This window comes from Olsenella sp. An188, from assembly GCF_002160255.1.
In the GTDB taxonomy this organism is placed as follows: domain Bacteria; phylum Actinomycetota; class Coriobacteriia; order Coriobacteriales; family Atopobiaceae; genus Thermophilibacter; species Thermophilibacter avistercoris.
Genome location: NZ_NFKF01000001.1, coordinates 374708 through 400561 on the forward strand (window position 1 = coordinate 374708; position 25854 = coordinate 400561).

Here is a 25854-nt window from a genome sequence, read left to right on the forward strand (position 1 = left end):
ATGAGCGGGCGCGACGTGGTCCGCACCCTCGGCAGGAGCGTCCGCGAGTTCAAGGGGGCCTCCGTCGCCACCCCGATCATCGTCACGGGCGAGGTGGTCATGGAGGTCGCCATCCCCTTCGTGACCGCCCAGCTCATCAACGCCATCCAGGCGGGCGCCACGCTTGACGACATGCTCCCCTACGCGGGCGTGCTCGTGCTCATGGCCCTCGCGTCGCTCGCCTTTGGCATCGGCGCCGGCGTCACCTGCAGCCAGGCGTCCTGCGGGCTTGCCATGAACCTGCGCCACGACGTCTTCGCCGCGGTGCAGCGCTTCTCGTTCGCCAACATCGACCAGTTCTCGTCGAGCTCGCTCGTGACGCGCCTCACCACCGACATCACCAACGTCCAGCTCGCCTACATGATGATCATCCGCACGGCCATCCGCTGCCCGCTGCTGCTCGTCGCCGGCATCGTCATGGCCTTCATCATGGCCGGCCCCATGGCCCTGGTCTTCGTGATCATCGTGCCGATCCTGGGATTCGGCCTGTTCAAGGTCGTGCGCACCGTGCACCCGATCTTCCGCGCCGTCTTCCACAAGTACGACGCGCTCAACGAGTCCATCGAGGAGAACGTCACCGGCATGCGCGACGTCAAGAGCTACGTGCGCCAGGACTATGAGAAGGAGAAGTTCGCCCGCGCGGCCCAGGACGTCTGCGCCGACTTCACCCGCGCCGAGAAGATCCTCGCGCTCAACACGCCGATGATGAACTTCGCGGTCTACACGGTCTTCGTGGTGGTCATCCAGTTCGGCAGCTACCTCATCATCTCCAGCCAGGGCACTCTGCTCAACGTGGGCCAGATGTCGGCGCTGACCACCTACGGCTTCATGATCCTCATGGCGCTCATGATGGTCTCCATGGTCTTCGCCATGATCACGATGGCCCAGGAGAGCGCCGAGCGCATCTGCGAGGTCCTCACGACCGAGCCCACGATCGAGAACCCCGAGCACCCGGTGACCGAGATGGCCGACGGGTCCATCGACTTCGACGACGTCACCTTCAAGTACTCCGAGAGGGCCGAGCACCGCGCCCTGGCAGAGATCGACCTGCACATCAGAAGCGGCGAGACGATCGGCGTCATGGGAGGAACGGGCTCGGCCAAGACCTCGCTCGTCAACCTCATCAGCCGCCTGTACGACGTGACCGAGGGCTCCGTCAAGGTGGGCGGCGTCGACGTGCGCGACTACGACCTCGACTTCCTGCGCAACAACGTGGCCGTGGTGCTCCAGAAAAACGTGCTGTTCTCGGGCACCATCAAGGAGAACCTGCGCTGGGGCAACCCGGACGCCACCTACGACGAGCTCGTCGAGGTCTGCAAGCTCGCGCAGGCCGACGAGTTCATCCAGGGCCTGCCCAAGAAGTACGACTACTACATCGAGCAGGGCGGAACCAACGTCTCCGGCGGCCAGAAGCAGCGCCTATGCATCGCGCGCGCCCTGCTCAAGCGCCCGAAGGTGCTCATCCTGGACGACTCCACCTCGGCCGTGGACACCAAGACCGACGCGCTCATCCGCGAGGGACTGAAGTCCTACCTGCCCGACGCCACCAAGATCATCATCGCCCAGCGCGTGAGCTCGGTGCAGGACGCCGACCGCATCCTCGTGCTCGACAACGGCCACGTGGCCGGGCTCGGCACCCACGAGGAGCTCATGGAGAGCTGCCCGTTCTACCGTGACACCTACCTCGCGCAGAACCGCTCCGGGGCGCAGGAGGATGCCGCCGACGAGGACGACCTCGCCGTGGGCGACGTCTCCAGGAAGGGAGGTGAGGCGTAATGGCAGCAAGCAACTCCGCCGAGACCGCCTTCAAGAACGTGACCGGCGTCAACCGCCCGAGCGAGCCCGAGCCCGAGCGCGAGCGCCAGAACGTCGCCGGGCGCCAGAGGCCCGTCGAGCGCCGTCGCGGGGGGCGCGGGCGCACGCTCGCCCGCCTCGTCAAGACGCTCTTCTCGTTCTACCCGGTGATGCTGCCCGTGGTCCTCGCGTGCATCGTGGTCTCCGCCGTGCTCTCGGCGCTCCCGGCCACCTTCATGCAGCGCGCGCTCGAGATCGTGACCGCGCACTGGCAGGAGGGCGACTGGGAGAGCGTGGCCGGCCAGGTCACCACGCTCGTGCTCACGCTCGTCGGCATCTACGTGGTCTCCCTCGCCCTCAGCTTCACCTACACGCGCCTCATGGCCGTCATCACGCAGGGCTCGCTCGAGAAGTTCCGCGAGCGCCTCTTCGACCACATGCAGGACCTGCCCATCAGCTTCTTCGACCAGCACCAGCGCGGCGACATCATGAGCCACTACACCAACGACATCGACGCCCTGCGCCAGATGATCGGCCAGTCGCTGCCCAACATCACGCTCACCATGGTCACGCTCGTCTCGGTCTTCTGCGTGATGATCTACTACAGCGTCTGGATGGCCGCCACCGTCGTCGCCGGCGTGCTGTTCATGGCCTACATGACCAAGGTGCTCGGCAGCCGCTCCGCGCGCAACTTCGTGGCGCAGCAGAAGGAGATCGGCCTCGTCGAGGGCCACGTCGAGGAGGTCATGAACGGCCAGCGCGTGGTCAAGGTCTTCTGCCACGAGCAGGCCGCGCAGGAGGACTTCGACGTGCGCAACCGTCGCCTGTTCGAGGCGAGCCGCGCCGCCAACATGTACACCAACACGCTCGGCCCCATCCTCATGAACCTCGGCAACCTCATGTACGTCATCGTGGCGCTCGTGGGCGGCGTCTTCATCGCCGCGGGCGTGCCCAACCTCGCCATCTCGGGCCTGCCCTTCTCCATCGCCGTGACGGTGCCGTTCCTCAACATGACGCGCCAGTTCTCCGGGCAGATCGGCCAGATCTCCCAGCAGATCAACTCCGTGGTCATGGGCCTCGCGGGCGCCGAGCGCATCTTCGAGCTCATGGACGAGGAGCCCGAGCACGACGAGGGCTACGTCACGCTCGTCAACGTGCGTCGCGGCGCAGACGGCCAGCTCGAGGAGTGCGCCGAGCGCACCGGCGAGTGGGCCTGGAAGCACCCGCACCACAGCGGCACCGTCGAGCTCGTCCCGCTCAGGGGCGACGTGCGCCTCTTCGACGTCGACTTCGCCTACCGCAGGGGCCACACCGTACTCCACGACGTGACCGTCTGGGCCAAGCCGGGCCAGAAGATCGCCTTCGTGGGCGCCACGGGAGCCGGCAAGACCACGATCACCAACCTCATCAACCGCTTCTACGACATCGAGGACGGCAAGATCCGCTACGACGGCATCAACGTCAACAAGATCTGCAAGTCCGACCTAAGGCGCTCCCTCGGCGTGGTCCTGCAGGACGTCAACCTGTTCACCGGCACGGTCATGGACAACATCCGCTTCGGCCGGCTCGACGCCACGGACGCCGAGTGCATGGCCGCAGCGCGCCTCGTGGGCGCCGACGGCTTCATCAAGCGCCTGCCCGAGGGCTACGACACCATGCTCACCGACAACGGCTCCAACCTCTCGCAGGGCCAGCGCCAGCTGCTCTCCATCGCCCGCTGCGCCGTGGCCGACCCGCCCGTCATGATCCTCGACGAGGCCACGAGCTCCATCGACACGCACACCGAGGAGATCGTCCAGCGCGGCATGGACGCCCTCATGAGCGGCCGCACCACCTTCGTCATCGCGCACCGGCTCTCCACCGTGCGCAACTCCGACGCGATCATCGTCCTGGACCACGGCCGCATCATCGAGCGCGGCAGCCACGACGAGCTCATCGCCAAGAGGGGTACGTACTACCAGCTCTACACCGGGGCCTTCGAGCTCGAGTAGCGAGAAGGACGGCCAACCTGGGGCCGGGGCCGGCGTTCCTGAGGGAAGTGCGCTGCGCGGAACTTCTCTCAGGAACGCCGGCCCCGGCCTTGTTCGTCGCACGCGCTTGGGGCGTTGACGTTCTTCTCGCCGCTGTCCCCTGTCCTCCCATCGAGTGCGCGAAATACTGAGTTTTATTTAGTTAACAATCGCCGTCGGCGGTCGGAACCGGCCTGCGAGCGGTCGTTTTTCTCGTTGTGTTTTCAAATGTATAAGGGTAATTTCGCGCACTCGATCGCAAGCGGAGCGGACGGCGAGAAGGACGTGCCGTCGCCGACGCGGGGATTGATCGCAAGGTACCTTGACACCTGCCCGGCGGGCGCTCAGAGTAGGGTACGTACTTACACCAACCTGAAGGGAGGCTGCCGTGCGTGTTTCGGGGGACGTCCCCGGCGAGCAGAGCGTCGAGACGCGCATCATGCGCAACTTCGGCTACTTCGGCTACTACCTCCACGTCCACTGGGGCGGCCGGAACGGCAAGCAGCACATACTCGTCGAGCTTCTCGCCCACGACGGGCGCATGACGCAGCGCGAGCTCCAGGAGGCGTCGTGCATCACCTCCGCCTCGCTCTCCGAGGTCATCGCCAAGCTCGAGGCCGAGGGGCTTCTCGCCCGCGAGCGCTCCGAGACCGACCGGCGCCAGCTCACCGTCACGCTCACCGAGGCGGGCTTCGAGCGCGCCCGCAGGCTCGTCCGCACCCGGGCGGAGTTCGAGGAGCGCGCCTTCGACTTCCTCTCCCCCGCCGAGCGCGCGCGGCTCGCCGAGACCCTCGACCGCGTGGCGCAGCGCTGGCAGGAGATCGAGGCGCAGGAGAAGTGCCGACGTGCCGAGAAGGCCAGGAACGAGAAGGGAGACGAGCGATGAGCCTGCTTCCGAAGAAGCCCGTCATCGATGAGGAGTTCGTCAAGACCGCGTCGCACGTGGGCTACGCCACGGTCGGGCGGAGGCTCCTGGGAAGCGTGCGCCAGTACAAGGCCGCCGCGATCGCCACGCCGCTGCTCGTGCTCGGCGAGGTGGTCTTCGAGATCATGATCCCGCTCTACACCGCCGACCTCATCGACGCCATCAAGGCCGGCGCAGACCTCGGCCAGATCGTCTCCACGGGAGCGGTCCTCGCCCTCATGGCGCTGATCTCGCTCGCATTTGGCGCCGCTGCGGGCCTCACCTGCGCGAAGGCCTCCACCGGCTTTGCCAAGAACCTGCGCAAGGACATGTTCTACAACATCCAGACCTTCTCGTTCGCCGTGATCGACCGCTTCTCGAGCTCCTCGCTCGTGACGCGCATCACCACCGACGTCATGAACGTCCAGATGGCCTACATGATGCTCATCCGGACGGCCATCCGCTCGCCGTTCATGCTCGTGCTCGCCTTCGCCGCCGCCTACAGCATGGCCGGCTGGCTGGCGCTCGTCTTCGTGGTCATCATCCCAGTGCTGGCGGTGGCGCTCTTTGCCGTCATCCGCAAGGTCGTCCCCGTCTTCCGGCGCATCTTCCGCAAGTACGACGCTCTGAACGAGCGCGCCGAGGAGAACCTCGCCGGCATCCGCGTGGTCAAGTCCTACGTCCGCGAGGACTACGAGAAGCAGAAGTACGACCGCGCGGCGTCCGAGGTCCAGGACGACTTCACCTACGCCGAGCGCATCCTGGCCCTCAACGCCCCCATCATGAACTTCTGCGTCTACACCGTGATGGTCTTCGTCATCTACGCCGGCTCCTACGCCATCATCACCACGCAGGGCCAGCAGCTCGACGTGGGCCAGTTCTCGTCGCTCATCACCTACGGCTTCATGATGCTCATGCAGCTCATGATGCTCTCGATGATCTTCGCCCAGGTCGTCATGAGCGAGGAGAACGCGCGGCGCATCTACGAGGTCCTCGACGCCACCACCACGATCGAGCAGCCGGACGACCCGGTCCTCGAGGTGGCGGACGGCTCGATCGACTTCGACCACGTTGGCTTCTCCTACAGCGGCGACAAGAGCCGCGAGGCCCTGAGGGACGTCGACCTGCACATCGCAAGTGGCGAGGTCATCGGCATCATCGGCTCCACGGGCTCGGCAAAGTCCTCGCTCGTGCAGCTCGTGCCGCGCCTCTACGACGTCACGGAGGGCACGGTGCGCGTGGGCGGGCGCGACGTGCGCGAGTACGACCTCGAGACCCTGCGCAACTCCGTGGCGATGGTGCTCCAGAAGAACGTGCTGTTCAGCGGCACCATCAAGGAGAACCTGCGCTGGGGCAAGGCCGACGCGACCGACGACGAGATCCTCGAGGCGGCTCGCCTCGCGCAGGCCGACGAGTTCGTCCAGGGGTTCCCCGACAAGTACGACACCTACATCGAGCAGGGCGGCACCAACGTCTCCGGCGGCCAGAAGCAGCGCCTGTGCATCGCGCGCGCCCTGCTCAAGCACCCCAAGATCCTCATCCTGGACGACTCCACCTCGGCCGTGGACACCAAGACCGACCGCCTCATCCGCGAGGGCCTCAGGAACTACCTGCCCGAGACCACCAAGATCATCATCGCCCAGCGCACCTCCTCCGTGGAGGACGCCGACCGCATCGTGGTCATGGACTCCGGGCGCGTGAACGACGTCGGGACCCACGAGGAGCTGCTGCGCCGCAACGCCATCTACCGCGAGGTCTACCTCTCGCAGAACAAGAAGAGCCACGACGAGCGCGAGCTCGACGAGCTGGAGGTGAGCTCCGATGAGTAGGAACATGCACCGCGGGCGTGCCCCCAAGTCCATGGGCCGGACGGCGGCGCGCGTCATCAGGATGCTGCGCGGCTTCTACCCGGTGATGCTGCCCGCCGTGGCGGCGTGCATCCTCGTGCAGTGCGTCGTCCAGGCCATGCCCAACGTCTTCATGGAGCGAGCCCTCACCGTGGTCGGGCAGTACTGGGAGAGCGGGGACTGGGCGAGCGCCCAGCCGCAGGTCTTCGCCAACGCCGCCATTCTCGCCGTCCTGTACTTCGCGAGCCTGATTTGCAACGCCGTCTGGCAGCAGTGCATGGCAATCATCACCCAGGGCTCGCTCAAGAAGTTCCGCTGCCTCATGTTCGACCACATGCAGGACCTGCCGATCCGCTACTTCGACACCCACCAGCACGGCGACGTCATGAGCTACTACACCAACGACATCGACGCCATGCGCCAGATGATCGCGCAGTCGCTGCCGCAGCTGTTCCTCACGATGCTCATGCTCGTCTCGGTGGGCTGCATCATGCTCTGGTACAGCCTGCCGCTCACCTGCGTGGTCGTGGGCGGCGCCGTGGTCATGGCGCTTCTCGCCAAGGCTCTGGCGGGGCGCTCGGCGAAGAACTTCCTGCGCACGCAGCGCGCCGTGGCCGCCGTGGAGGGCCACGTGGAGGAAATCATGAACGGCGAGAAGGTCGTCAAGGTCTTCTGCCACGAGCCGCAGGTCGAGGAGGCCTTCGACCGGCTCAACGACGAGTACGAGGCGGCGGCGCGCGCAGCGAACTCCTACGCCAACACGCTCATGCCCATCCTCATGAACATGGGCAACCTGCTCTACGTGCTGGTCGCCGTGGCGAGCGGCGTCTTCCTGGTTGTGGGCACGCCCAACCCCTCCATCTCGGGGCTGCCGCTCACCATCGCGGTGGCGGTGCCGTTCCTCAACATGACCAAGCAGTTCGCCAACCAGATCGGCCAGATCTCCAACCAGGTGAACTCCGTGGTCATGGGCCTCGCGGGCGCGGAGCGCATCTTCGAGCTGATCGACGAGCCGATCGAGGAGGACGACGGCTACGTCGAGCTCGTGGCCTGCACGATCGACGCGGACGGCACCGTCCGCGAGTGCGGCCGCCGCGACAGCCAGTGGGCCGGCCGCTGGGCGTGGAAGCACCCGCACCAGGCAGACGGCACCGTCACCTACACGCCGCTCGCCGGCGACGTGCGCCTCTTCGACGTCGACTTTGCCTACGAGCCCGGCCACACGGTGCTCCACGACGTGTCGCTCTACGCCAAGCCCGGGCAGAAGGTGGCCTTCGTGGGCGCCACGGGAGCGGGCAAGACCACGATCACCAACCTGCTCAACCGCTTCTACGACATCGAGGACGGCAAGATCCGCTACGACGGGATCAACATCAACAAGATCAAGAAGCGCGACCTGCGCCACTCCCTCGGCATGGTCCTGCAGGACACGAACCTGTTCACCGGCACGGTCATGGACAACATCCGCTACGGCCGGCTCGACGCGTCCGACGAGGAGTGCGTGGCCGCCGCGCGCCTGGCCGGCGCCGACGACTTCGTCCGCCGCCTGCCCGACGGCTACGACACCATGCTCACCGACAACGGCGCCGCCCTCTCCCAGGGCCAGCGCCAGCTGCTCTCGATCGCGCGCGCCGCGGTGGCGGACCCGCCGGTCATGGTGCTCGACGAGGCCACGAGCTCCATCGACACCCGCACCGAGGCCATCGTCCAGCGCGGCATGGACGCGCTCATGACCGGGCGCACCACGTTCGTGATCGCGCACCGGCTCTCCACCGTGCGCAACTCCGACGTCATCATCGTCCTGGACCACGGCCGCATCATCGAGCGCGGCACGCACGAGGAGCTCATCGAGAAGCGCGGCACGTACTACCAGCTCTACACCGGCGCCTTCGAGCTCGAGTAGCACGGACGAGAAGATCGGCCGCCGTGGGCGAGGGTCGCGCCGCGTGAGGGCGTGACCCTCGCTCTTTTCGAGCGGGGGTCACGCTGGGGTGGGACGGACTTCGGGCGCCGCCCGCGGCGGGCGGCGCGAGGGGAGCCTAGCGCTCGATCGGGCGCATCGCGGCCGCCTCGGCGAGCAGGCTCACGCCGCCCACGAGCAGGTAGCCCGCCAGCACGTAGCCGAGCATGAGGCTCGAGACGGCCGGCATCAGCAGAAACGCCACGCCCGCGACGATGTTGAGGACGCCCGTCGCCGTGGCGAGCCCGGAGCTGGGGACCCCGAAGTAGCGCATCCTGCGGGCGTACGTGATCCGCTCGGCGCCCGCGATGATGAACAGGAAGGCCAGCAGGAAGACGAGGGTCCCCGCCGTGAGGTAGGCCGGCAGCGCGAGCAGCATGACGCCGAGGAGCGCGTTGAGCACGCCCACCACGAGCGTCGTGGGGCTGCGGAAGAGCTCGGGGGTGCGGGCGTAGGACACGACCGCGCCGACGCCGCCTGCGATCAGCAGGGCCGAGACCACGCCCTGGATGGCCGCGTAGATGCCGAGGGGCGCCACCGCGCTGGCGACGCCACCCACCACGAGCAGGGCGCCGAGTACGGCCGTCCAGACGCGGGCGCGGCGGACGTTTGCGTTCCACGTGCTGACGAAGTTGCCCACGTGGTCGAAGTCAGAGTCGTAACGTTGCATTTCTTCTCCTCAGATACGAAAGTGCCCCGAGACCGGGAGCTGGTCTCGGGGCGTCGGATACCTCTGATATGCCCAAAATGTCACTTCTATACTCACAGTTTGCCGCCGCGCGCCGCCGCCACGGGACCCACACAAACGCTCCCCGGGGGTATCGCTAGGCCCCGAGACGCCCGAGCTTGACGGCGAGCACGCGCCGCACGGACGCGTCGACGCGCGCCGCGTCGAGCTCCCCCGACGAGACGGCGTCGAGGACCCCCTGGTACGCAGCCTCGAAGCTCGGCGGCATGAGCACCACGTCGACCCCGGCGAGAAGAGCCTCGACCGCCACGCGCCCCTCGGGCACGGACGAGGTGGCGGCGCCCATCTCCATGGAGTCGGTGATGACGACTCCGCCAAAGCCGAGCTCCTCGCGCAGGATGCCCGTCACGACCTCGTGCGAGAGCGAGGCGGGGGTGTCGCCGCCGGTGACGGACGGGAGCGAGAGGTGCCCCACCATCACGATCGGGACATCCTCGGCGATGGCCGCCTCGAAGGGGACGAGCTCCTCGAGGCGGAGCTCCTCGAGGGTCTTGTCCGAGTAGATGCGCGCGTCGTGCGAGTCCCCGAGGGCCCCGCCGATGCCCGGGAAGTGCTTTGCCGCGCAGAGCACCCCCGCGTCGGCGAACCCGCGCACCTGCGCCGCCACCATCGGCGCCACCTCCTCGGCCGTGGCCCCGAAGGAGCGGCGCCCCATCGTGCCGGAGGGGTTGCTCGCGACGTCGGCGTCCGGGGCAAAGTCCACGTTGAAGCCGAGGTCGGCGAGGTAGGTGCCTACGTGGAGCGCCACGTCGTAGGCCCGCGTCGCGTCCCCCGTCGCCCCGACGTCGCGCATGTCCCCCACGTTCTCCACGCCGAAGCCCTCGCGCCCGCCCACGCGCGAGACGGTGCCGCCCTCCTCGTCCACGCACAGCAGTATCGGAAGGCCGTTCGCCTCCCGGGCGTACGTGGCCGTGTTCGCGAGCATCTCGCGCGTCTGCTCGGCGTCGACCAGGTTGGCGCCGAAGTACACGACTCCACCGACGGGGAACCTGAGAAGCGCGTCGCGCGTGGTCTGCCCCGCCGCCACGACGCGCCCTACGCCGGTCAGGGCCTCGGGGCTCACCACGAACAGCTGGGCCACCCTCTGCTCGAGCGTCATCCCCGCGAGGCGACGCTCCACCTCCGCCTCGAGGTCTCCCTCGGCCGCGGGAGCGCCTCGCGGGAGATCCTCGGCGGCCGGGACGTCGTCGCCCGCTTCGGGGACGCGCGGGGACGCGTCCCCGAGACATCCCGCGAGCGCGAGGGAGAGGCCGGCCCCAGCGGCCGCGAGCGCGGAACGCCGGGTCAGGCCGCCTCCCCTCCCCACGTCCGCCTACTCCCGCTCGAGGAGCTGGCCGACGATTCCCTCGAGCACGTCGCCGAGCTCGTGACCCGCCACGCGCATCATCTGCGGGAAGCGGGAGTAGTAGGTGAGCCCGGGCATCGAGTTGACCTCGTTGAACACGACCTCGCCCTCGGGCGTGACGAAGAGGTCGACGCGCGCCAGGCCCTCGCAGCCGAGTGCCTCGTAGACGCGCATGCCCGCCTCGCGCACGCGCGCGAGCACGTCCTCGGGAAGCTCGGCCGGGCAGCGCAGCTCGGTGTTGGCTCCGGGATCCTTCTCAAGGTGGATGCGGAAGAAGCCGTCGCCGGAGACCATGATCTCGTCGACGGCACCCATCCAGGTGCCGCGCACGCTGTCCCCCACGACCGAGCAGCCGACCTCGACCCCGACGATGGCCTCCTCCACGGCGACCTTCTCGTCCAGCGCAAAGGCTGCGTCGAGCGCCTCGGCGTAGGCCGCCTCGTCGGCGGCGCGGGAGACCCCGATCGAGGAGCCGCCGCGCGCGGGCTTCACGAAGACGGGAAAGCCCCCGCAGGCCTCGACGGCAGCGGAACGCGCCTCGTCCGGGCAGCCGCGCCAGAGCACCTCGCAGCGCGGGGAGCGCACGCCAGCGGCCGAGGCCAGGCGGTGCGCGGCGTCCTTGTCCATGCACACGGCGCTCGCCATGACGCCGCACCCCACGTACGGGACGCCCGCGACCTCGAGCGCGCCCTGGATGGTCCCGTCCTCTCCGCCCTGCCCGTGCAGGACCGGCAGCGCGGCGTCGACGTCGAGCGCGCGGGGCGACCCGTCGGCGAGAAGCTCCACGAGCCCCGACCCCGGCACGATGCCCACGCGCGCGAGGGACTCGTCGGCCTCCCACGCCCCGCCGCGCACGGGCGTCCCAGAGGGTACAAGCACCCAGCGCCCTTCTCGCGTGATGCCAATGAGGACCAGTTCAAAGCGCCCGTCCAGCGCAGAGATCACGTTCTCGGCGGAGGTGCAGGAGATGTCGTGCTCGGTGGAGATGCCACCAAAGATGAGTGCCACCCGCGTCATGGCGCGTCCTTTCTCTCGTGTCGACCGTCCCATTATAGAAAGTGCGGCCCCTTCCGACCCGTGCGATGTATAGCTGCCGCGGCGGATGCGCCGGCGAGAAGTGCCCGCGCACTGCCACTCAGGAAGGGACGCCCATGCCTCACTCCCCCGCCGCGCCCTGCCGCCGCGAGCCGCGTGGCGCCGAGGCGCCTCATCCTTGCGGTGCTCGCGGTCTTTGCCGCAGGGCAGGTGGGCGCGGGCGTGGGCCTCGTCGGCGGCATCGTCGTCGGCGCAGGAGCTCTCTGGTGCGCCACACGGCTGCGCGGGCTTCTCAGGCACGCCAGCACCTAGAGGCAACCAACCGCGTCACGACGCACGGCCCTTCTCGCCGCAGCCCTTCCGACCGTGCCTACTGCTGCGGGTAGCGGGGCGGCACGAGGCCCGCGCGCTCCAGAGAGACCACGATCGGCACCACGACGGCGAGCTGCAGGACGATGCCCGTGATGGACGTGACGAACGACGTGGTCACCCAGGCCTCGAGCGTGTAGGCGCCCGGCGAGAAGATCAGCGCGCTCGCCACTCCCCGGACAGCGCGGCCCGCCAGCATGGCGCCCACGAGCGAGACGTAGAGGTCGCGGCTCGTGGCGCCGGTGCGCACGTGCTCGGAGAGCGCACCCGACACCAGGCCGTACACCACAAGCTCGACGGCCATCTGCGGCAGCATGCCCGTCGCGGGCATGCCGGTGAGCAGGCTCGAGAGCACCGGAGCGAGAAGCCCGGTCACCGCGCCGGACACGGGACCCGCCACAAGGCCGCAGATCATCACGGGGATGTGCATCGGCAGCCAGACGGCACCGGCGTTGGGAATGGCGTGGAACGCCATGGGCAGAACTATGCCGAGCGCGGCGCACACGGCCGCCACCACGATCCTCTTGACCTGACTCACGCTCGTCTCCCCTCTCGCGTGCGCGGGCCGGTCGGCGTGTCGGAGAGCCGGTAGCCGCGCGCCTCCATCGCTGCGGAAAGCTCGTCGGCCCGCCTGAAGGCCGAGACGAATATCGGCACGAGCAGGCGCACATAGCTGACGGCGCGTCGCATAATACCACGAGAAGCGACGTCACCGCAACGCAGGCGCTGGGCCCATATGAGCTGGCGGCTCTCCCGCAGCAGCGTGGGGACAAACTGCACCGTCACCCCCACGGCGAGCGCGGCGGGCTCAACCGGGACGCCGAGGCGCGCGAGCGGAGAGAGGAGCCGGCGCACCCCCTCGACGAGCTCCTGGGGGCGCGTGGTGGCGGTGAGGAGGGCGCCGAGCGCGGCGACGAGCGCCACGCGCGTCGCGACCGTGAGCCCCTGGGCGAGGCCGCGCGGCGTGAGCGCGAGCGGGCCCAGCTCGAGGAGCGCCCCCTCCCGGCTGAGGAGCAGCGCGTTCATGGCGACCACGAGCAGCAGGAACCAGCGCATGCCCCACACGGGCGCGAGGGCGCGGCGCCATCCGACGCGCGAGAGGGCGACGAGGGCGAGAAGGACGAGAAGGGCCGCCGCGAGCGCCGGGCCCTCCGCGAGCGCCACGGCCAGGGAGAGGGCGAGAAGCGCGGCGAGCTTGGCCGACGCCGGCGTGCGGTGCAGCGGCGAGTCGCCCCACACGTATCCGGCCGCCGCCCTCACGAGCGCCCCCTCGCGGCGAGGATCGCCGCGGCGAGCTCGTCGGCCGTGAGCGGGGCGCCCTCGACGGCGACGCCCGCGCGGCGCAGCGCGGAGGCGGCCCTCGACGCGCACGCGGGCTCGAGGCCGTGGGAGCGCATGAGGGGTGCGTCCCCAAGCAGCTCGCGGGCGGGGTCGTCGAGCGTCACGCGCCCCGACTCGAGCACGACCACGCGGTCCGCGACGGCGGCGAGCACGTTGGCGTCGTGGCTCGCCATGACCACCGTGGCGCCCGAGCGCGCCGCGGCGCGAACGGCGTCGACGCAGGCGGAGCGCGAGCGGGGGTCGAGCCCGGCCGTGGGCTCGTCGAGCAGCAGCAGGGAGGGCTCGAGCGCGAGCACCGAGGCGATGGCCACGCGTCGCTGCTGCCCTCCCGACAGCGCGAGCGGGGAGCGCGCGGCGAGCTCGTCGAGCTCGAGCCCCATGAGCGCAAGCGCCTCGCCCGCACGCTCGCGCGCCTCGGCCGCGCCGAGCCCGCGCGAGCGCAGCCCGAAAACGAGCTCGCGCTCCACCGTGGGCTCGAAGAACTGCCGCTCGGGTATCTGGAAGACGAGGCCGACCGCCCCGGCGAGCGCGCGCGACCCCTCCGCACCGCACGCGTCGCGGCCGTCGACGAGCACGCTCCCCTCGTCCGGGCGCAGCATCCCGGCCATGACCTCGAGCAGCGTGGTCTTGCCCGACCCCGTCTGCCCCATGAGGCCGACCACCCCGCCCGAGACCTCGAGCGAGACGTCCTCGAGCGCCCGGGTCCCCTCCCCGGGCGCGCCGTCGAAGGAGAGGCCAACGTGGGAGAGCGTCAGTCGCACAGCGCGCTCACCAGCCCCTCGACCGTGACGGGCGCCGGGCCCGAGACCGCCCCCGCCCGCTCGAGCGCGCGCCAGGTCCGCGTCGCGAGCGGGGGCTCGAGCCCCGCCCGCCCGAGCAGGGCCTCGTCCGCGAGCACGTCACCGGGCGCGCCGACGGCGACTACCTCGCCCCCCGACATGACCACGACGCGGTCGGCGCGCCCTGCGATCTCCATGTCGTGCGTGATCCAGACGACGGTCGTCCCGTGCTCGCGGCGGGCGTCCTCCACCGCGCGCGCGAGCTCGTCGCGGCCGCGCGGGTCGATCATCGAGGTGGCCTCGTCGAGCACGACGAGGCGCGGGCCGCACGCGAGCACGCCCGCGAGCGCGACGCGCTGCTGCTGGCCCCCGGAGAGGCCGTGGACGTCGCGCCGCTCGAACCCGGCGAGCCCCACCGCCTCGAGCGCGCGCCCGGCCGCCCCCGCCGCGTCCTCCTCGGACGCGCCGAAGTTGCGGGGTCCGAAGGCGACGTCCTCGGCCACCACGGAGGAGACGAACTGGTTCTCGGGGTTCTGGAAGACCATCCCGCACGCCCTTCTCAGCTCCCAGACGCACGCCGGGTCCGAGGCGTCGAGCCCCGCCACCGTGAGCGAGCCCGCCTGCAGGGCGATGAGCGCGTTCAGGTGGCGCGCGAGCGTGGTCTTTCCGGAGCCGTTCTCGCCGACCACGGCGACGAGCTCCCCGCCCGCCACGTCCAGGGAGACGTCGCGCAGCGTCGGGCGCCCGGTCACGTAGGCGTGGCTCACGCCGCGCGCCTCCACGATCTTCTCGCCCAAGCGACCTCCCTCCGGGCAGCCTTTGTTGACACGGCGTCGACTATTGTAGCCCCACGGCCCGCCCGGCGAGAAGAACCTCGCCCCCGTTATCCTCCCAAAACGTCAACGCCCCCGCCAAAAGGGCCGACGACCTGCGCTATCCTTGTGTGACCACCCATCACATCCCAGGGAGGAGTACGCGTGCTGCGCTTTGAGAGGTACGTCTGCCCCGACACCCCGCAGGAGGCCTACGACCTGCTGCGCTCAGACAAGGCGGCCGTCGTCATCGGGGGCATGATGTGGCTGCGGCTCGCCGACCGGACCGTGCCGCTCGGCATCGACCTCTCCCGCTGCGGGCTGGACCGGATTGAGGAGACCGAGGAGGGGTTCCGCATCGGGGCCATGGTCACGCTCGGCCAGCTCGAGCGCCACGAGGGCCTCGCGGACGCCACGGGCGGCATCCTCTCCGAGGCGGTCCGCGACATCGTGGGCACCCAGTTCAGGAACCTCGCCACGGTGGGCGGCTCGCTCTGGTCGCGCATGGGCTTCTCGGACGTGACCTGCGCGCTGCTGGCGCTGGACACCGAGGTCGAGCTCGTCGGCGCCGGGCGCGTCCCGATCATCCCGTTCGTCGAGCGCGGGGCCGGCCGCGACGTCCTCACCCACGTGATCGTCCGCAGGCACGCCTACCGCGCCGCCTACTCGTGCGTGCGCGCCGCCGCCACGGACTTCTCGTCGATAAGCGCCGCGGCGGCCTGCTGGAGGGGCTCCTGGCACGTCGCGGTCGGGTCGCGGCCCCAGAAGGCCACGCTCGTCACCGGCGGCGAGCGCATCCCGCTGCGCGAGCGCTTCTCCACGACCGAGCTCGACGCCGCGCTCGACGCCGTATCGAACCTCGCCTTTGGCTCCGACCTGCGCGGGAGCGCCGAGTGGCGCCGCGAGGTCGCGCCCGTGCTCGTCCGCCGCGCCATCGAGGCCGCGTCCGCCAAGGAGGCCTAAAGCATGCTCGTCAACCTCACCCTGAACGGCGCCCGCGTCTCCGAGGACGTGCGCCCCGACGCGACCCTGTTCGACTTCTGCCGCGCCCACGGCGCCAAGTCCGTGAAGTGCGCCTGCGAGACCTCCAACTGCGGCCTGTGCACCGTGCTGCTCGACGGCGAGCCCGTGCTCTCGTGCTCGGTCACGATGGCGCGCGCCGACGGCCGCGAGGTCACCACCCTCGAGGGCATGCGCGACGGCCGCCGCGAGCTGCTGGCCCAGTGCCTCGCCGAGGAGGGCGCCGAGCAGTGCGGCTTCTGCGCCCCCGGCCTCGAGATGGCCGTCCTCGCCCTCGACGCCGCCCACCCGGACGCCGACGACGAGACCGTCCGCCGCTACCTCTCCGGCAACCTCTGCCGCTGCTCCGGCTACGCGGGGCAGATGCGCGCCGTCCGCCGCTTCCTCGCCCGCCACGCAAACGGCGGCGAACTCCCGCCGCGCGAGGTGCCCGCGGACCCCACCAGCGAGTCCGGCGAGGCCCACGCCCAGATCGCGCGGCCCGTGGTCAAGAAGGACGCCGAGGCGCTTCTCGCCGGAAGGCCCGTCTTCACCGCCGACCTCGCGCCCGAGGGAGCCCTCGTGGTGAAGCTCGTGCGCTCGCGCCACGCAAACGCCCTGGTCACGGACATCGACAAGAGCCGAGCGCTCGCGCTGGAGGGCGTGGTGGCCGTCTGGGGCCCCGACGACGTGCCCCACCACCGCTTCACCCTGGCCGGGCAGTCCTTCCCCGAGCCGAGCCCCTACGACACCGTGCTGCTCGACCGCCACGTGCGCTACGTGGGCGACGAGGTGGCCATGGTCGTGGCGGTCGACGAGGAGACCGCGGCGGCGGCGGCCAAGCTCGTGAGGGTCACCTACGAGCAGCTCCCGGCCGTGCTCGACGTCGAGGAGGCGCTCGACAACGCAACCGTGATCCACGACGAGGACGACTGGGCCGCCGGGGGCGACAGGTCCGGCGACGTGCGGCGCAACCTCGTGGCCTCCGGCGAGCGCGTCCACGGCGACCTCGACGCCGCCTTCGCGAGCTCCGACGTGGTGATCGAGCGCACCTACCGCACGCAGGCCACCCAGCAGTCCATGATGGAGACCTTCCGCTCCTTCGCCTACACCGACGCCTTCGGGAGGCTCACCGTGGTGAGCTCCACGCAGGTGCCCTTCCACATCCGCCGCCAGGTTGCCACGGCGCTCGGCATCCCCAAGAGCCAGGTGCGCGTCATCAAGCCGCGCGTGGGCGGCGGCTTCGGCGCCAAGCAGAGCGGCTGCAACGAGGCCTTCGCCGCGCTCGCAGCGCTGCGCACCGGGCGCCCCTGCGTCTGCACCTACACGCGCGAGGAGACCATGTGCTGCTCCAACACGCGCCACGAGATGGTGCTCACCGTGCGCGTGGGGGCCACGGAGGACGGCGAGATCCGCGCCATCGACCTGCACGCCCTCTCCAACGCCGGCGCCTACGGCTACCACGGGACCACCACGGTGACCCTCGTGGGCGGCAAGGCGCTGCCGATCTACAACCACGCCGCGGCGAGCCGCTTCTCCTACGAGGTGGTCTACACCAACACCACCCCGGGCGGGGCGTACCGCGGCTACGGCGCCACGCAGGGCTGCTTCGCCGTGGAGAGCGCCGTCAACGAGCTCGCCGACGAGCTGGGCATGGACCCGTGCGAGCTGCGCCTCAAGAACCTCGTGGGTCCCGGCGAGACCCTCTGGCAGCTGGGCGACGAGCCCCTGCACTCCTGCCGCGCCGACGACTGCCTGCGCCGCGCCATGGAGATGGTGGGCTGGCAGGACCGCCCGCTCTCCGAGGACCTCGGGGACCGCGTGCGCGGCCTCGGCGTGGCCCTCACGATGCAGGGCTCCGGCATCGCCAACGTGGACATCGCCAACGTGGACATCCGCCTCGAGGACGACGGCTTCTACGTGCTCTCCATCGGCGCCACCGACGTGGGCACCGGCGCGGACACGATCCTCGCCCAGATGGCGGCGGAGGTGCTCGGCTGCGACGTCGACCGCGTCGTCACCAAGGGCGTCGACACCGACACCTCCCCCTTCGACACCGGCGCCTACGCCTCCTCGGGCACCTACACCACCGGCGGGGCCGTCGTGCGCGCGGCGGAGGACCTCGTGCGCCAGATCCGCGAGCAGGCGGCGCGCATCTGGGGCGCGGACGAGGGCGACGTGGAGTTCGACGGCGAGTCCGTGCGCTGCGGGGAGCGGCGGATGACGGTCGCCGAGCTCGCCAACAAGATGATCGGCTTCGGCCTCATGCCCGGCATGCTCGAGGGCCACGGGGCCAACTCCCAGCCGAGCTCGCCGCCGCCCTTCATGGCCGGCGTCGCCGAGGTCGAGGTCGACAAGGCCACCGGCCAGGTGCGCGTCACGGACTACGCGGCCGTGGTGGACTGCGGCACCGTGGTCAACCCCTCGCTCGCGCGCGTGCAGGCCGAGGGCGGCATCGCCCAGGGCATCGGCATGGCCCTCACCGAGGACGTCTCGCGCGACGAGAGGGGCCGCCTGCGCACCGGGAGCCTCATGACCTACAAGGTGCCCACGCGCATGGACGTGCCCGAGCCGCGCGTCGAGTTCATGCCGAGCTTCGAGCCCACGGGCCCCTTCGGCGCCAAGTCCATCGGCGAGGTCGTCATCAACACGCCCTCTCCGGCCGTCATGAGCGCCGTGGCCCACGCCACGGGCCGCTACGTGCGCGACCTCCCCATCACCCCGACCAAGGTCCTTCTCGGCGAGTAGCGCCCCGTTCCGCGCGCCGCGGCTCGGAGCGGGCCGCGGCGCGCGGTACAATCGTGCGGTCTCGATTCCCTCCGGAGGCCGCATGTTCAAGCTCAGGCGCTACCTCAGGGGCCACTACGCCCAGTGCGTGCTCGCGCCCCTCTTCAAGATGCTCGAGGCGCTGCTCCAGCTCCTCGTCCCGCTCGTGATGGCCCAGGTCATCGACGTGGGCATCGCCCGGCGCGACGCCGCCTTCGTGCTCGCCCACGGGGCGCTGCTCGTGGGCATGGGCGTCTTCGCCTGGGCCATCTCGGTCACGGCCCAGTACTTCTGCTCCAAGCTCGCCGCTGCCTTCGGCACGGCGCTGCGCGACGACCTCTTCCGCCACGTGCTCTCGCTCTCGCGCGCCGACGTCGAGCGACTCGGCCGCGCGACCCTCGTCACCCGCATCACCAACGACTCCCAGCAGGTGCAGGACGGCCTCAACATGTTCTTCCGCCTCATCCTGCGCTCCCCCTTCGTGACCTTCGGCACCGTGGTCGCGGCCTTCCTCGTCGACGGGGTCGAGGGCGCGGCGCTGCTCGTCGCGGTCATCGCGTCGTTTGCCGTGGTCATGGGCTTCATGCGGGTGACCACGAGGCGCTACCGCGAGATCCAGCGCGGCCTCGACGAGGTGCTGCTGCGCACCACGGAGAACCTCGAGGGCGTCCGCGTCCTGCGCGCCTTCCGCCGCGAGGCGAGCGAGCGGGAGGCCTTCGCCGGGGCGGCCCGCACCGTCCGCGACCGCCAGGTCTCGACCGGCGACCTCTCCGGCCTCGTGAACCCCCTCACCTACGCGGCCATCAACTGCGGCCTCATCGCGCTGCTGTGGCTCGGCGGGGCCCAGGTAAACGTCGGCCACCTCACGCAGGGCCAGCTCGTCGCGCTCGTGAGCTACGTGAGCCAGGCCCTCGTCGAGCTGCTCAAGCTCACCAACCTCATCGTCCTGCTCTCCAAGGCCTCCGCCTGCGCGCGCCGCGTGAACGAGGTCTTCGAGACCGTGCCGTCCATGTCCGACGGCACGCGCGAGGCCTCGCTCGCCCCGGGCGAGCCCGCCGTCGCCTTCGATGACGTGAGCTTCACCTACCCCGGCGGGGCGGGCCGCGCGCTGTCCCACGTAAGCTTCTCGCTCCCGCGCGGCGCGACGCTCGGCGTCATCGGCGGAACGGGCTCGGGCAAGTCAACGCTCGCGAGCCTCGTCATGCGCTTCTACGACGTAACCGAGGGCGCGGTCAGGGTCGGCGGCGCCGACGTCCGCGAGCTCACGCGCGCCAGCCTGCGCAGGGTCGTCGCAATCGTGGAGCAGGGCGCCACGCTCTTCTCGGGGACCATAGCCTCCAACCTGCGCTGGGGAGGCCCGGGCGCGGGCGAGAAGGACCTCTGGTCGGCGCTTGGGACCGCGCAGGCCGCGGGCGTCGTCTCCGGCAAGGACGGCGAGCTCGAGGCCGAGGTCGAGCAGTTCGGGCGCAACTTCTCCGGCGGCCAGCGGCAGCGCCTCGCCGTGGCCCGGGCCCTCGCCCGGCGCTCCGGGGTGCTCGTGCTCGACGACGCCTCCTCGGCGCTCGACTTCGCGACAGACGCCGCGCTGCGGCGCGCCATCGCCCGCGACCGGGCGGACGCCGCCGTCATCACCATCTCGCAGCGCGTGGCGGCGGTGCGCCAGGCCGACCAGATCCTCGTGCTCGACGGCGGCCGCCAGGTGGGCCTCGGGACCCACGAGGAGCTTCTCGCCAGCTGCCCGGTCTACCGGGAGATCTGCGACTCGCAGCTCAGCGCCGAGGAGGTGGTCCGATGAGCGGACGGGGGCGCGCCCGCGGGCGCTCGGACGGAACCGTCAGGCGCATGGTCGGCCTCTTCGCCGGGAGCCGGGCGCGCCTGTGCGCCGCGGGGGCGCTCACCGCGTGCGTGGTCGTGGGGACCCTCTCGCTGCCGGTGCTCTCCGGCCGCGCCGTCGACTGCGTGGTCGGCGCGGGGCAGGTCGACTTCGCGGGCCTCGCGCGCGAGCTCGCCGGCATCGCCGCCGCGCTCGGCGTCACGGCCGCGAGCCAGTGGGCGCTCACGGCCGTGACCAACCGGCTCGCCTTCGACGCGGGCCTCGAGCTTCGCCGCAGGGCCTTCGACCACCTGCAGGAGCTCCCGCTCTCCTACCTCGACTCCCACGGCCACGGCGACCTCGCGAGCCGCATCGTCACCGACGCCGACCAGCTCGTGAACGGCCTCCTCATGGCCTTCCAGCAGCTCCCGACCGGCGTCCTCACCATCGTGGTGACGCTCGCGTTCATGTTTGCGCTCAACCCCGCCATCGCCGCGGTCGTCGCGCTGCTCACCCCCGTCTCGGTCTTCTCGGCTCGCTTCATCGCCACGCGCAGCGCGCGGCACTTCTCGGGCCAGACCCACCTGCGCGGCGAGCTCACCTCCTACGTCGAGGAGATGGTCGGGGGCATCTCCTCGGTCGAGGCCTTCTCCATGGAGGACGAGGTCGCGCGGCGCTTTGCCCGGACCGACGCCGAGCTGGGCCAGGAGAGCTTCAAGGCGGTGTTCTTCTCGTCGCTCGTGAACCCGACGACCCGCTTTGCCAACGCGCTTGTGTACGCGGCGATCGGCATCTTCGGCGCCTTCGTGGCCATGGGCGGAGGCATCACGGTCGGCGGGCTCTCCGCCTTCCTGGGCTACGCCGACCAGTACGCCAAGCCGTTCAACGACATCTCGGGCGTGGCAACCGAGCTCCAGAACTCCGTGGCCTGCGCCCGGAGGCTCTTCGAGCTCCTCGACGTGGAGGCCGAGGAGCCGGACTCCGCACGCGCGGCCGTGCTCGAGGCCCCGCGCGGTGAGGTGGCGCTCGAGCACGTGCGCTTTGGCTACGACGAGAAGAGCCCCGTGCTCAGGGACGTGGACCTCGCCGTGCGACCGGGGACGCGCGTGGCGCTCGTGGGCGAGACGGGCTGCGGGAAGACGACCCTCATCAACCTGCTCATGCGCTTCTACGACGTGGACGGGGGCTCCGTGTCCGTGGACGGGCGCGACGTGCGCGACTGGACGCGCGCGAGCCTGCGCGCGGGCTGGGGCATGGTGCTGCAGGACACCTGGGTGCGCCGCGCGACCGTCCGGGAGAACGTCGCCATGGGCGCGCCGGGCGCCACCCTCGAGGAGGTGCGCGCGGCGTGCCGCGAGGCCTACGCGGACGACTTCGTGATGCGGCTCCCGGAGGGCTACGACACGGTGCTCGACGGCACGGCGTCGCTCTCGGCGGGGCAGCGCCAGCTCCTGTGCATCGCGCGGGTGATCCTCGCGCGGCCGTCGATGCTCATCCTCGACGAGGCGACCTCCAACATCGACACGCGCACGGAGCTGCTGGTCCAGCGCGCGCTCGCCCACCTCATGGAGGGGCGCACGAGCTTCGTGGTGGCGCACCGGCTCTCCACCGTGCGCGACGCCGACCTCATCTGCGTGGTCGCCGACGGGCGGATCGCGGAGCGCGGGACGCACGAGGAGCTGCTCGCCGCCGGCGGTCGCTACCGCCAGATATACGAGGCGCAGTTCGCCCCGACGCTGTAGGCGCGCCGCAGGCGCTACAGGCCGCGCTCGCGCAGGCGGGCGTCGATCTCGCGCAGCGTCACGCGCGCGGCGAAGAGCTGGCGGTAGGTGGCCGTCCTCACCTTGCCCTGGGCGGCGAGCTCGTCCATGCGGGACTTGGTACTCTCGAGCTCGGCGCGCACGCCCACGGCGAAGTCCTCGAACGCCGCGAGGCGCTCCTCGGCCTCGCCCATCAGAGGTTGGCCCCGTTCCAGCCGAAGTCGGTCGAGGTCCCGTAGCGGATGTAGATCCGCGCCGGGTCGACGCCCAGCTCGCGCGCGACGACGGGCGTGACCTCGCGGGTGAAGCGCTCCCACGCCTCGGAGGGCACCTCGGAGCGGGCGAAGGCGCTCACGTCGACGAGGGCCGAGGGCGCCGAGTCGTCGCCGGCGAAGTAGATGGGCACCTCGTCCTCGAACAGGCACATGAGCCAGGCCTCGGACTTGCCGGGGACGGCCTCGATGGCCCGTCCGTAGGCCGCCTTCAGGACCTCGCGGGCGGCGGGGGGCACGGGCTCGGAGCAGTAGGTGTGCACGACGGGCATGGCAGGTCTCCTCTCTCGGCGTGCGCCGGCGTGGCGGGCGGGCCGGCGGCCCTACTCCCCCTCCACGCGTCGGCGCGTCTTCTTGATCTGGGCACGGGCGCGCTTGGCCTCCAGCCGGCGGCGCTTCTGCGCGGCGCTCACGCGCGTCTTCTTGCGGGGACGCGGCGGGCGTGCGCGGCGTCGGCAGACCTCGAGGATCTTCTCGGCGCAGAGCCGGCGGTTCTGGAGCTGGCTGTGCCTCTCGCGCGACACCACCACGATCCCGGTGGGCACGTGGCGCATGCGCACCGCAGAGTCGGTGGTGTTGACGCCCTGCCCTCCGGGCCCCGACGCGCGGAACGCCTCCGCCTCACACTCGCGCGCGATCTGCTCGGGCGTCTGCCGCGCGAAGGCGGCGTAGTCACGGTATGTCAGACCCCTCTCGTCCATGCGCCCATGCTAGCAGACCCGCGGGGAGGGCGTCGGATGCCGTATCATGAGGTGCGTGTAAGCTCCGTGTCAGAAGAGGACCACATGCCCCTCGTCATCCTTCCCGTTGCCTGCCTCGCACTCGTCGCCCTCGCCACCACGCTCGCCGTGCGGCCCTCGCGCGGCGCCCATCGCCCGGACGCCGGCGCGCTCGCCTGGCTCGTTCCCCCCGTCGCCGCGCTCGCGGCGCTCGTCGCCCTGTGCGCGCTCGGGCTCTACGTCGGTGAGGCGGGCGAGCTCGTCGCCTGCTGCCTCGCCGCGCTGCTCGCCGCGGCCGCGGCACTCGCGCGCCCCCGTTCGCTCGCGCTCCTCGACGACGTCGCCGGGCGCGTGGGCCTTAAGCCAAGGGCCGGCCGCGCGGTCGTCGCCGTCCTCGCGCTGCTGCTGTGCACGGCGCTCGGGTTTCTCGCCATAGAGCTCCCCTACAACCCCGCCGCGCTCCAGATAGCCCCCAACTTCGCCCTCATCCAGGGCCTCATCATCCTCGGGGCGCTCACGCTCGGGCTCTTCCTCTTCCAGCGCCACGGCGCCGGCCTCGCGCTCGGCGTGGTGGTCTGCGCGCTCATCGGCGTCGCCCAGTTCTTCGTCAAGAGCTTCAAGGCCTCCGCCATCCTGCCGAACGACCTCTTTGTCCTCGGCACCGCCGCGGCCGTGAGCGGCTCCTACGTCTACAGCGTCGACGGCGCGGTGCTTCTCGGCCTCTCGTGCGCGCTTCTCGCCTGCGCCGCCTGCACCGTCGTGGCACCGCCGAGCGCCGCCGACTCCCGCGCCCTCGTGCGGCGCACGCTCGCCAACCTCGCGTGCGCGCTCGCCGCCTTCGCGGCGCTCTGGGCGGGCGTCACCGTCCCCGACTACTTCGGGCAGCTCGGCGTGGGCATGGAGTACTGGTACACGCTCGACTACTACGAGCGCCAGGGCTTCGTCACCACGTTCGTCGCCGTGGCGCAGGACCTGCCCGTGGACGAGCCCGAGGGCTACTCGGACGAGTCGGCCCGCGAGCTCGAGGCCGCCTACGCCGCCACCTACGACGAGACCCTCGGCGCCACGGAGGCGCGCGCCGCTGCAGCGGAGCAGTTCGCGGAGGAGCAGCCCACCGTCATCTGCGTCATGAACGAGACCTTCGCCGACCTCTCCTCGCTCGAGGGCGCCTCGTGGGGCTACGCGGGACCCGAGCGCTACGCCTCCGTCGACGACGCGCTCATGGGCGGCGAGCTTGCCGTGTCCGTCATCGGGGGCGGCACCTGCAACTCCGAGTTCGAGTTCCTCACCGGGATCCCGCTCGCGTACGTGGGCGACGGCAAGTACCCCTACTCGCTCTACGACCTCTCGGACGCCCCGAGCGTGGCGGAGCAGCTCTCCGCGCTCGGCTACTCGACCACGGCGATTCACCCCAACTACGCCACCAACTGGAACCGCGACCGCGTCTACGAGATGCTCGGCTTCGACCGGTTCCTCACGATCGACGACTTCGCGGGCGCGGAGCAGTTCCACAGCGGCGTCTCCGACGCAGAGACCTACGACAAGGTGCTCGAGCTGCTCGAGGCCGACGACGGCCCGCAGTTCATCTTCGACGTCACGATGCAGAACCACTCGAGCTACGACCAGGGAAACATCGGCGAGGTGGAGCAGTACGCCGTGGACGGCCTGAGCGACTACGACAACGACCGCCTGTCCGAGTACCTGGCCTGCATCGAGGAGTCGGACCGGGCGCTCGCCGAGTTCATGGCCGAGCTCGAGCAGCTGGACCGTCCCGTGGTGCTCGTGTTCTTCGGCGACCACCAGCCCGCGCTCTCATCTATCGTGGCGGACGCGCTCTACCCCGACGAGGACCCGTCCTCGCTCGAGCACAGCCTCCGCACGCACGAGACCACGTACTTCGTCTGGGCGAACTACGACGTTGCCGGCAGCGCCCAGGTGAGCGAGGAGCTGCCCACGAGCCCCGCCTACCTCGCCGCGCTCATGGCCGAGGCGATCGGCGCGCCGCTCAGCGACTACCAAAAGGCACTTCTCGTGGCGCGCGAGGAGATGCCCTGCCTGAGCCTCGTGGGCGCGCAGGGGGCCGACGGCACCTGGTACGAGCTCGAGGACGCAGACGCACTCGGCGCGGCCTACGACGACCTGGCGTCCATCTCCTACCTGGAGTTCGCGAGCAAGCTCGAGTAGGCGGCGGACGCGGCGTAGCCGCCTGCATGGTCTTGCCGTCGGACGCGTAGAGCCCTATGTCCCCCGTGGACTCCCCGTCCAGCTCATCGTAGTAGCAGTACCCCCGCTCACCCGCCTCGCCCACGCACGCAACGAGGTCGAGGCGTCCGGCAAGATACTCGACGTCATAGCCTTTGGTCCCAAAGTACTGGCCTGAATCGTTCAGTCCAAAGAGTTCGGTGCCGTCCTCGGCCCTTGCGACAAAAGGAGCGAGCACCACGTCACGATTGAGGCCCCTGTAGATCTCTGCCGACGGCTGGGGCGCAAGCCCCCTCCCCGCGACCACGCCCACAGCCACGCCCAGAACAAGTCCGACGAGA

Annotated in this window: 20 protein-coding genes and 1 pseudogene; 11 read left to right on the forward strand and 10 right to left on the reverse strand. The window is 70.5% G+C overall.

Annotated elements, in window-relative coordinates; translation table 11 throughout:
* The 5 genes from B5F23_RS01705 to B5F23_RS01725 all read left to right on the forward strand — a co-directional run bounded on the left by B5F23_RS01705 (nt 1) and on the right by B5F23_RS01725 (nt 8496).
* Complete coding sequence (locus B5F23_RS01705) at nt 1-1815, forward strand: ABC transporter ATP-binding protein (protein ID WP_241145764.1); 1815 nt, start codon at nt 1-3, stop codon at nt 1813-1815.
* The gene (locus tag B5F23_RS01710) at nt 1815-3824 is read left to right on the forward strand and encodes an ABC transporter ATP-binding protein (protein WP_087350908.1); all 2010 of its coding nucleotides are present in this window, start codon (nt 1815-1817) and stop codon (nt 3822-3824) included. The genes B5F23_RS01705 and B5F23_RS01710 overlap by 1 nt, the downstream gene beginning before the upstream one ends.
* A 406-nt stretch (nt 3825-4230) precedes the next feature.
* Entirely contained in the window at nt 4231-4728 is a 498-nt protein-coding gene (locus B5F23_RS01715) for a MarR family winged helix-turn-helix transcriptional regulator (RefSeq protein ID WP_241145765.1), read from the forward strand.
* Nucleotides 4725-6575, forward strand: a complete 1851-nt coding sequence (locus B5F23_RS01720) for an ABC transporter ATP-binding protein (protein WP_087350910.1) — start codon at nt 4725-4727, stop codon at nt 6573-6575. The genes B5F23_RS01715 and B5F23_RS01720 overlap by 4 nt, the downstream gene beginning before the upstream one ends.
* Nucleotides 6568-8496, forward strand: a complete 1929-nt coding sequence (locus B5F23_RS01725) for an ABC transporter ATP-binding protein (protein ID WP_087350913.1) — start codon at nt 6568-6570, stop codon at nt 8494-8496. The genes B5F23_RS01720 and B5F23_RS01725 overlap by 8 nt, the downstream gene beginning before the upstream one ends.
* Nucleotides 8497-8632: 136 nt before the next feature.
* Here the strand turns inward: B5F23_RS01725 and B5F23_RS01730 are convergent, their stop codons facing one another.
* The 3 genes from B5F23_RS01730 to B5F23_RS01740 form a co-directional block, all read right to left on the reverse strand.
* Entirely contained in the window at nt 8633-9223 is a 591-nt protein-coding gene (locus tag B5F23_RS01730; RefSeq protein ID WP_087350916.1) for an HdeD family acid-resistance protein, read from the reverse strand.
* A gap of 154 nt (nt 9224-9377) precedes the next feature.
* Entirely contained in the window at nt 9378-10607 is a 1230-nt protein-coding gene (locus B5F23_RS01735; protein WP_241145766.1) for a glycoside hydrolase family 3 protein, read from the reverse strand.
* A gap of 6 nt (nt 10608-10613) precedes the next feature.
* Nucleotides 10614-11663 carry a D-alanine--D-alanine ligase family protein gene (locus tag B5F23_RS01740; protein WP_087350919.1) on the reverse strand — a complete coding sequence of 350 codons (1050 nt, stop codon included), beginning with the start codon at nt 11661-11663 and terminating at the stop codon, nt 10614-10616.
* 174 nt (nt 11664-11837) lie between these two features.
* On the opposite strand from B5F23_RS01740, the gene B5F23_RS09660 reads away from it, so the two are divergent.
* The gene (locus tag B5F23_RS09660; RefSeq protein WP_158096093.1) at nt 11838-11993 is read left to right on the forward strand and encodes a hypothetical protein; all 156 of its coding nucleotides are present in this window, start codon (nt 11838-11840) and stop codon (nt 11991-11993) included.
* 58 nt (nt 11994-12051) lie between these two features.
* On the opposite strand, the gene B5F23_RS01745 is transcribed toward B5F23_RS09660, so the two are convergent.
* The 4 genes from B5F23_RS01745 to B5F23_RS01760 are packed head-to-tail and all read right to left on the reverse strand — an operon-like array spanning nt 12052 to nt 14967.
* Entirely contained in the window at nt 12052-12588 is a 537-nt protein-coding gene (locus B5F23_RS01745; protein WP_087350921.1) for an ECF transporter S component, read from the reverse strand.
* Complete coding sequence (locus B5F23_RS01750) at nt 12585-13310, reverse strand: energy-coupling factor transporter transmembrane component T family protein (RefSeq protein WP_143786335.1); 726 nt, start codon at nt 13308-13310, stop codon at nt 12585-12587. Before B5F23_RS01750 ends, B5F23_RS01745 begins: the two co-directional genes overlap by 4 nt.
* A complete protein-coding gene (locus B5F23_RS01755) occupies nt 13307-14152 on the reverse strand; it encodes an ATP-binding cassette domain-containing protein (RefSeq protein ID WP_087350923.1) in 846 nt (281 codons plus the stop codon). Before B5F23_RS01755 ends, B5F23_RS01750 begins: the two co-directional genes overlap by 4 nt.
* Entirely contained in the window at nt 14143-14967 is an 825-nt protein-coding gene (locus B5F23_RS01760) for an ATP-binding cassette domain-containing protein (protein ID WP_158096094.1), read from the reverse strand. The genes B5F23_RS01755 and B5F23_RS01760 overlap by 10 nt, the downstream gene beginning before the upstream one ends.
* Nucleotides 14968-15147: 180 nt before the next feature.
* On the opposite strand from B5F23_RS01760, the gene B5F23_RS01765 reads away from it, so the two are divergent.
* The 4 genes from B5F23_RS01765 (at nt 15148) to B5F23_RS01780 (ending at nt 22302) form a co-directional block, all read left to right on the forward strand.
* Nucleotides 15148-15945, forward strand: a complete 798-nt coding sequence (locus tag B5F23_RS01765) for an FAD binding domain-containing protein (protein ID WP_158096095.1) — start codon at nt 15148-15150, stop codon at nt 15943-15945.
* Between the two features lie 3 nt (nt 15946-15948).
* Nucleotides 15949-18729 (forward strand): molybdopterin-dependent oxidoreductase, encoded by a 2781-nt coding sequence (locus B5F23_RS01770; RefSeq protein ID WP_087350931.1) that lies wholly within the window; start codon nt 15949-15951, stop codon nt 18727-18729.
* An 82-nt stretch (nt 18730-18811) separates the two neighbouring features.
* Nucleotides 18812-20542 (forward strand): ABC transporter ATP-binding protein, encoded by a 1731-nt coding sequence (locus B5F23_RS01775; RefSeq protein ID WP_087350934.1) that lies wholly within the window; start codon nt 18812-18814, stop codon nt 20540-20542.
* Nucleotides 20539-22302, forward strand: coding sequence for an ABC transporter ATP-binding protein (locus tag B5F23_RS01780; RefSeq protein WP_087350937.1), 1764 nt, complete (start codon nt 20539-20541; stop codon nt 22300-22302). Before B5F23_RS01775 ends, B5F23_RS01780 begins: the two co-directional genes overlap by 4 nt.
* A 14-nt stretch (nt 22303-22316) precedes the next feature.
* On the opposite strand, the gene B5F23_RS01785 is transcribed toward B5F23_RS01780, so the two are convergent.
* From B5F23_RS01785 to B5F23_RS01795, 3 genes and pseudogenes are all read right to left on the reverse strand, one after another.
* A complete protein-coding gene (locus B5F23_RS01785) occupies nt 22317-22514 on the reverse strand; it encodes a hypothetical protein (RefSeq protein ID WP_087350939.1) in 198 nt (65 codons plus the stop codon).
* Nucleotides 22514-22864: a hypothetical protein gene (locus tag B5F23_RS01790; RefSeq protein ID WP_087350941.1), complete on the reverse strand. Its 351-nt coding sequence runs from the start codon at nt 22862-22864 to the stop codon at nt 22514-22516. The genes B5F23_RS01785 and B5F23_RS01790 overlap by 1 nt, the downstream gene beginning before the upstream one ends.
* 51 nt (nt 22865-22915) lie before the next feature.
* Nucleotides 22916-23221, reverse strand: a pseudogene (locus tag B5F23_RS01795) (peptide chain release factor-like protein); the annotation flags it as partial.
* A gap of 156 nt (nt 23222-23377) precedes the next feature.
* On the opposite strand from B5F23_RS01795, the gene B5F23_RS01800 reads away from it, so the two are divergent.
* Entirely contained in the window at nt 23378-25495 is a 2118-nt protein-coding gene (locus tag B5F23_RS01800) for an LTA synthase family protein (RefSeq protein WP_087350944.1), read from the forward strand.
* The last annotated feature ends 359 nt before the right edge of the window (nt 25496-25854 follow it).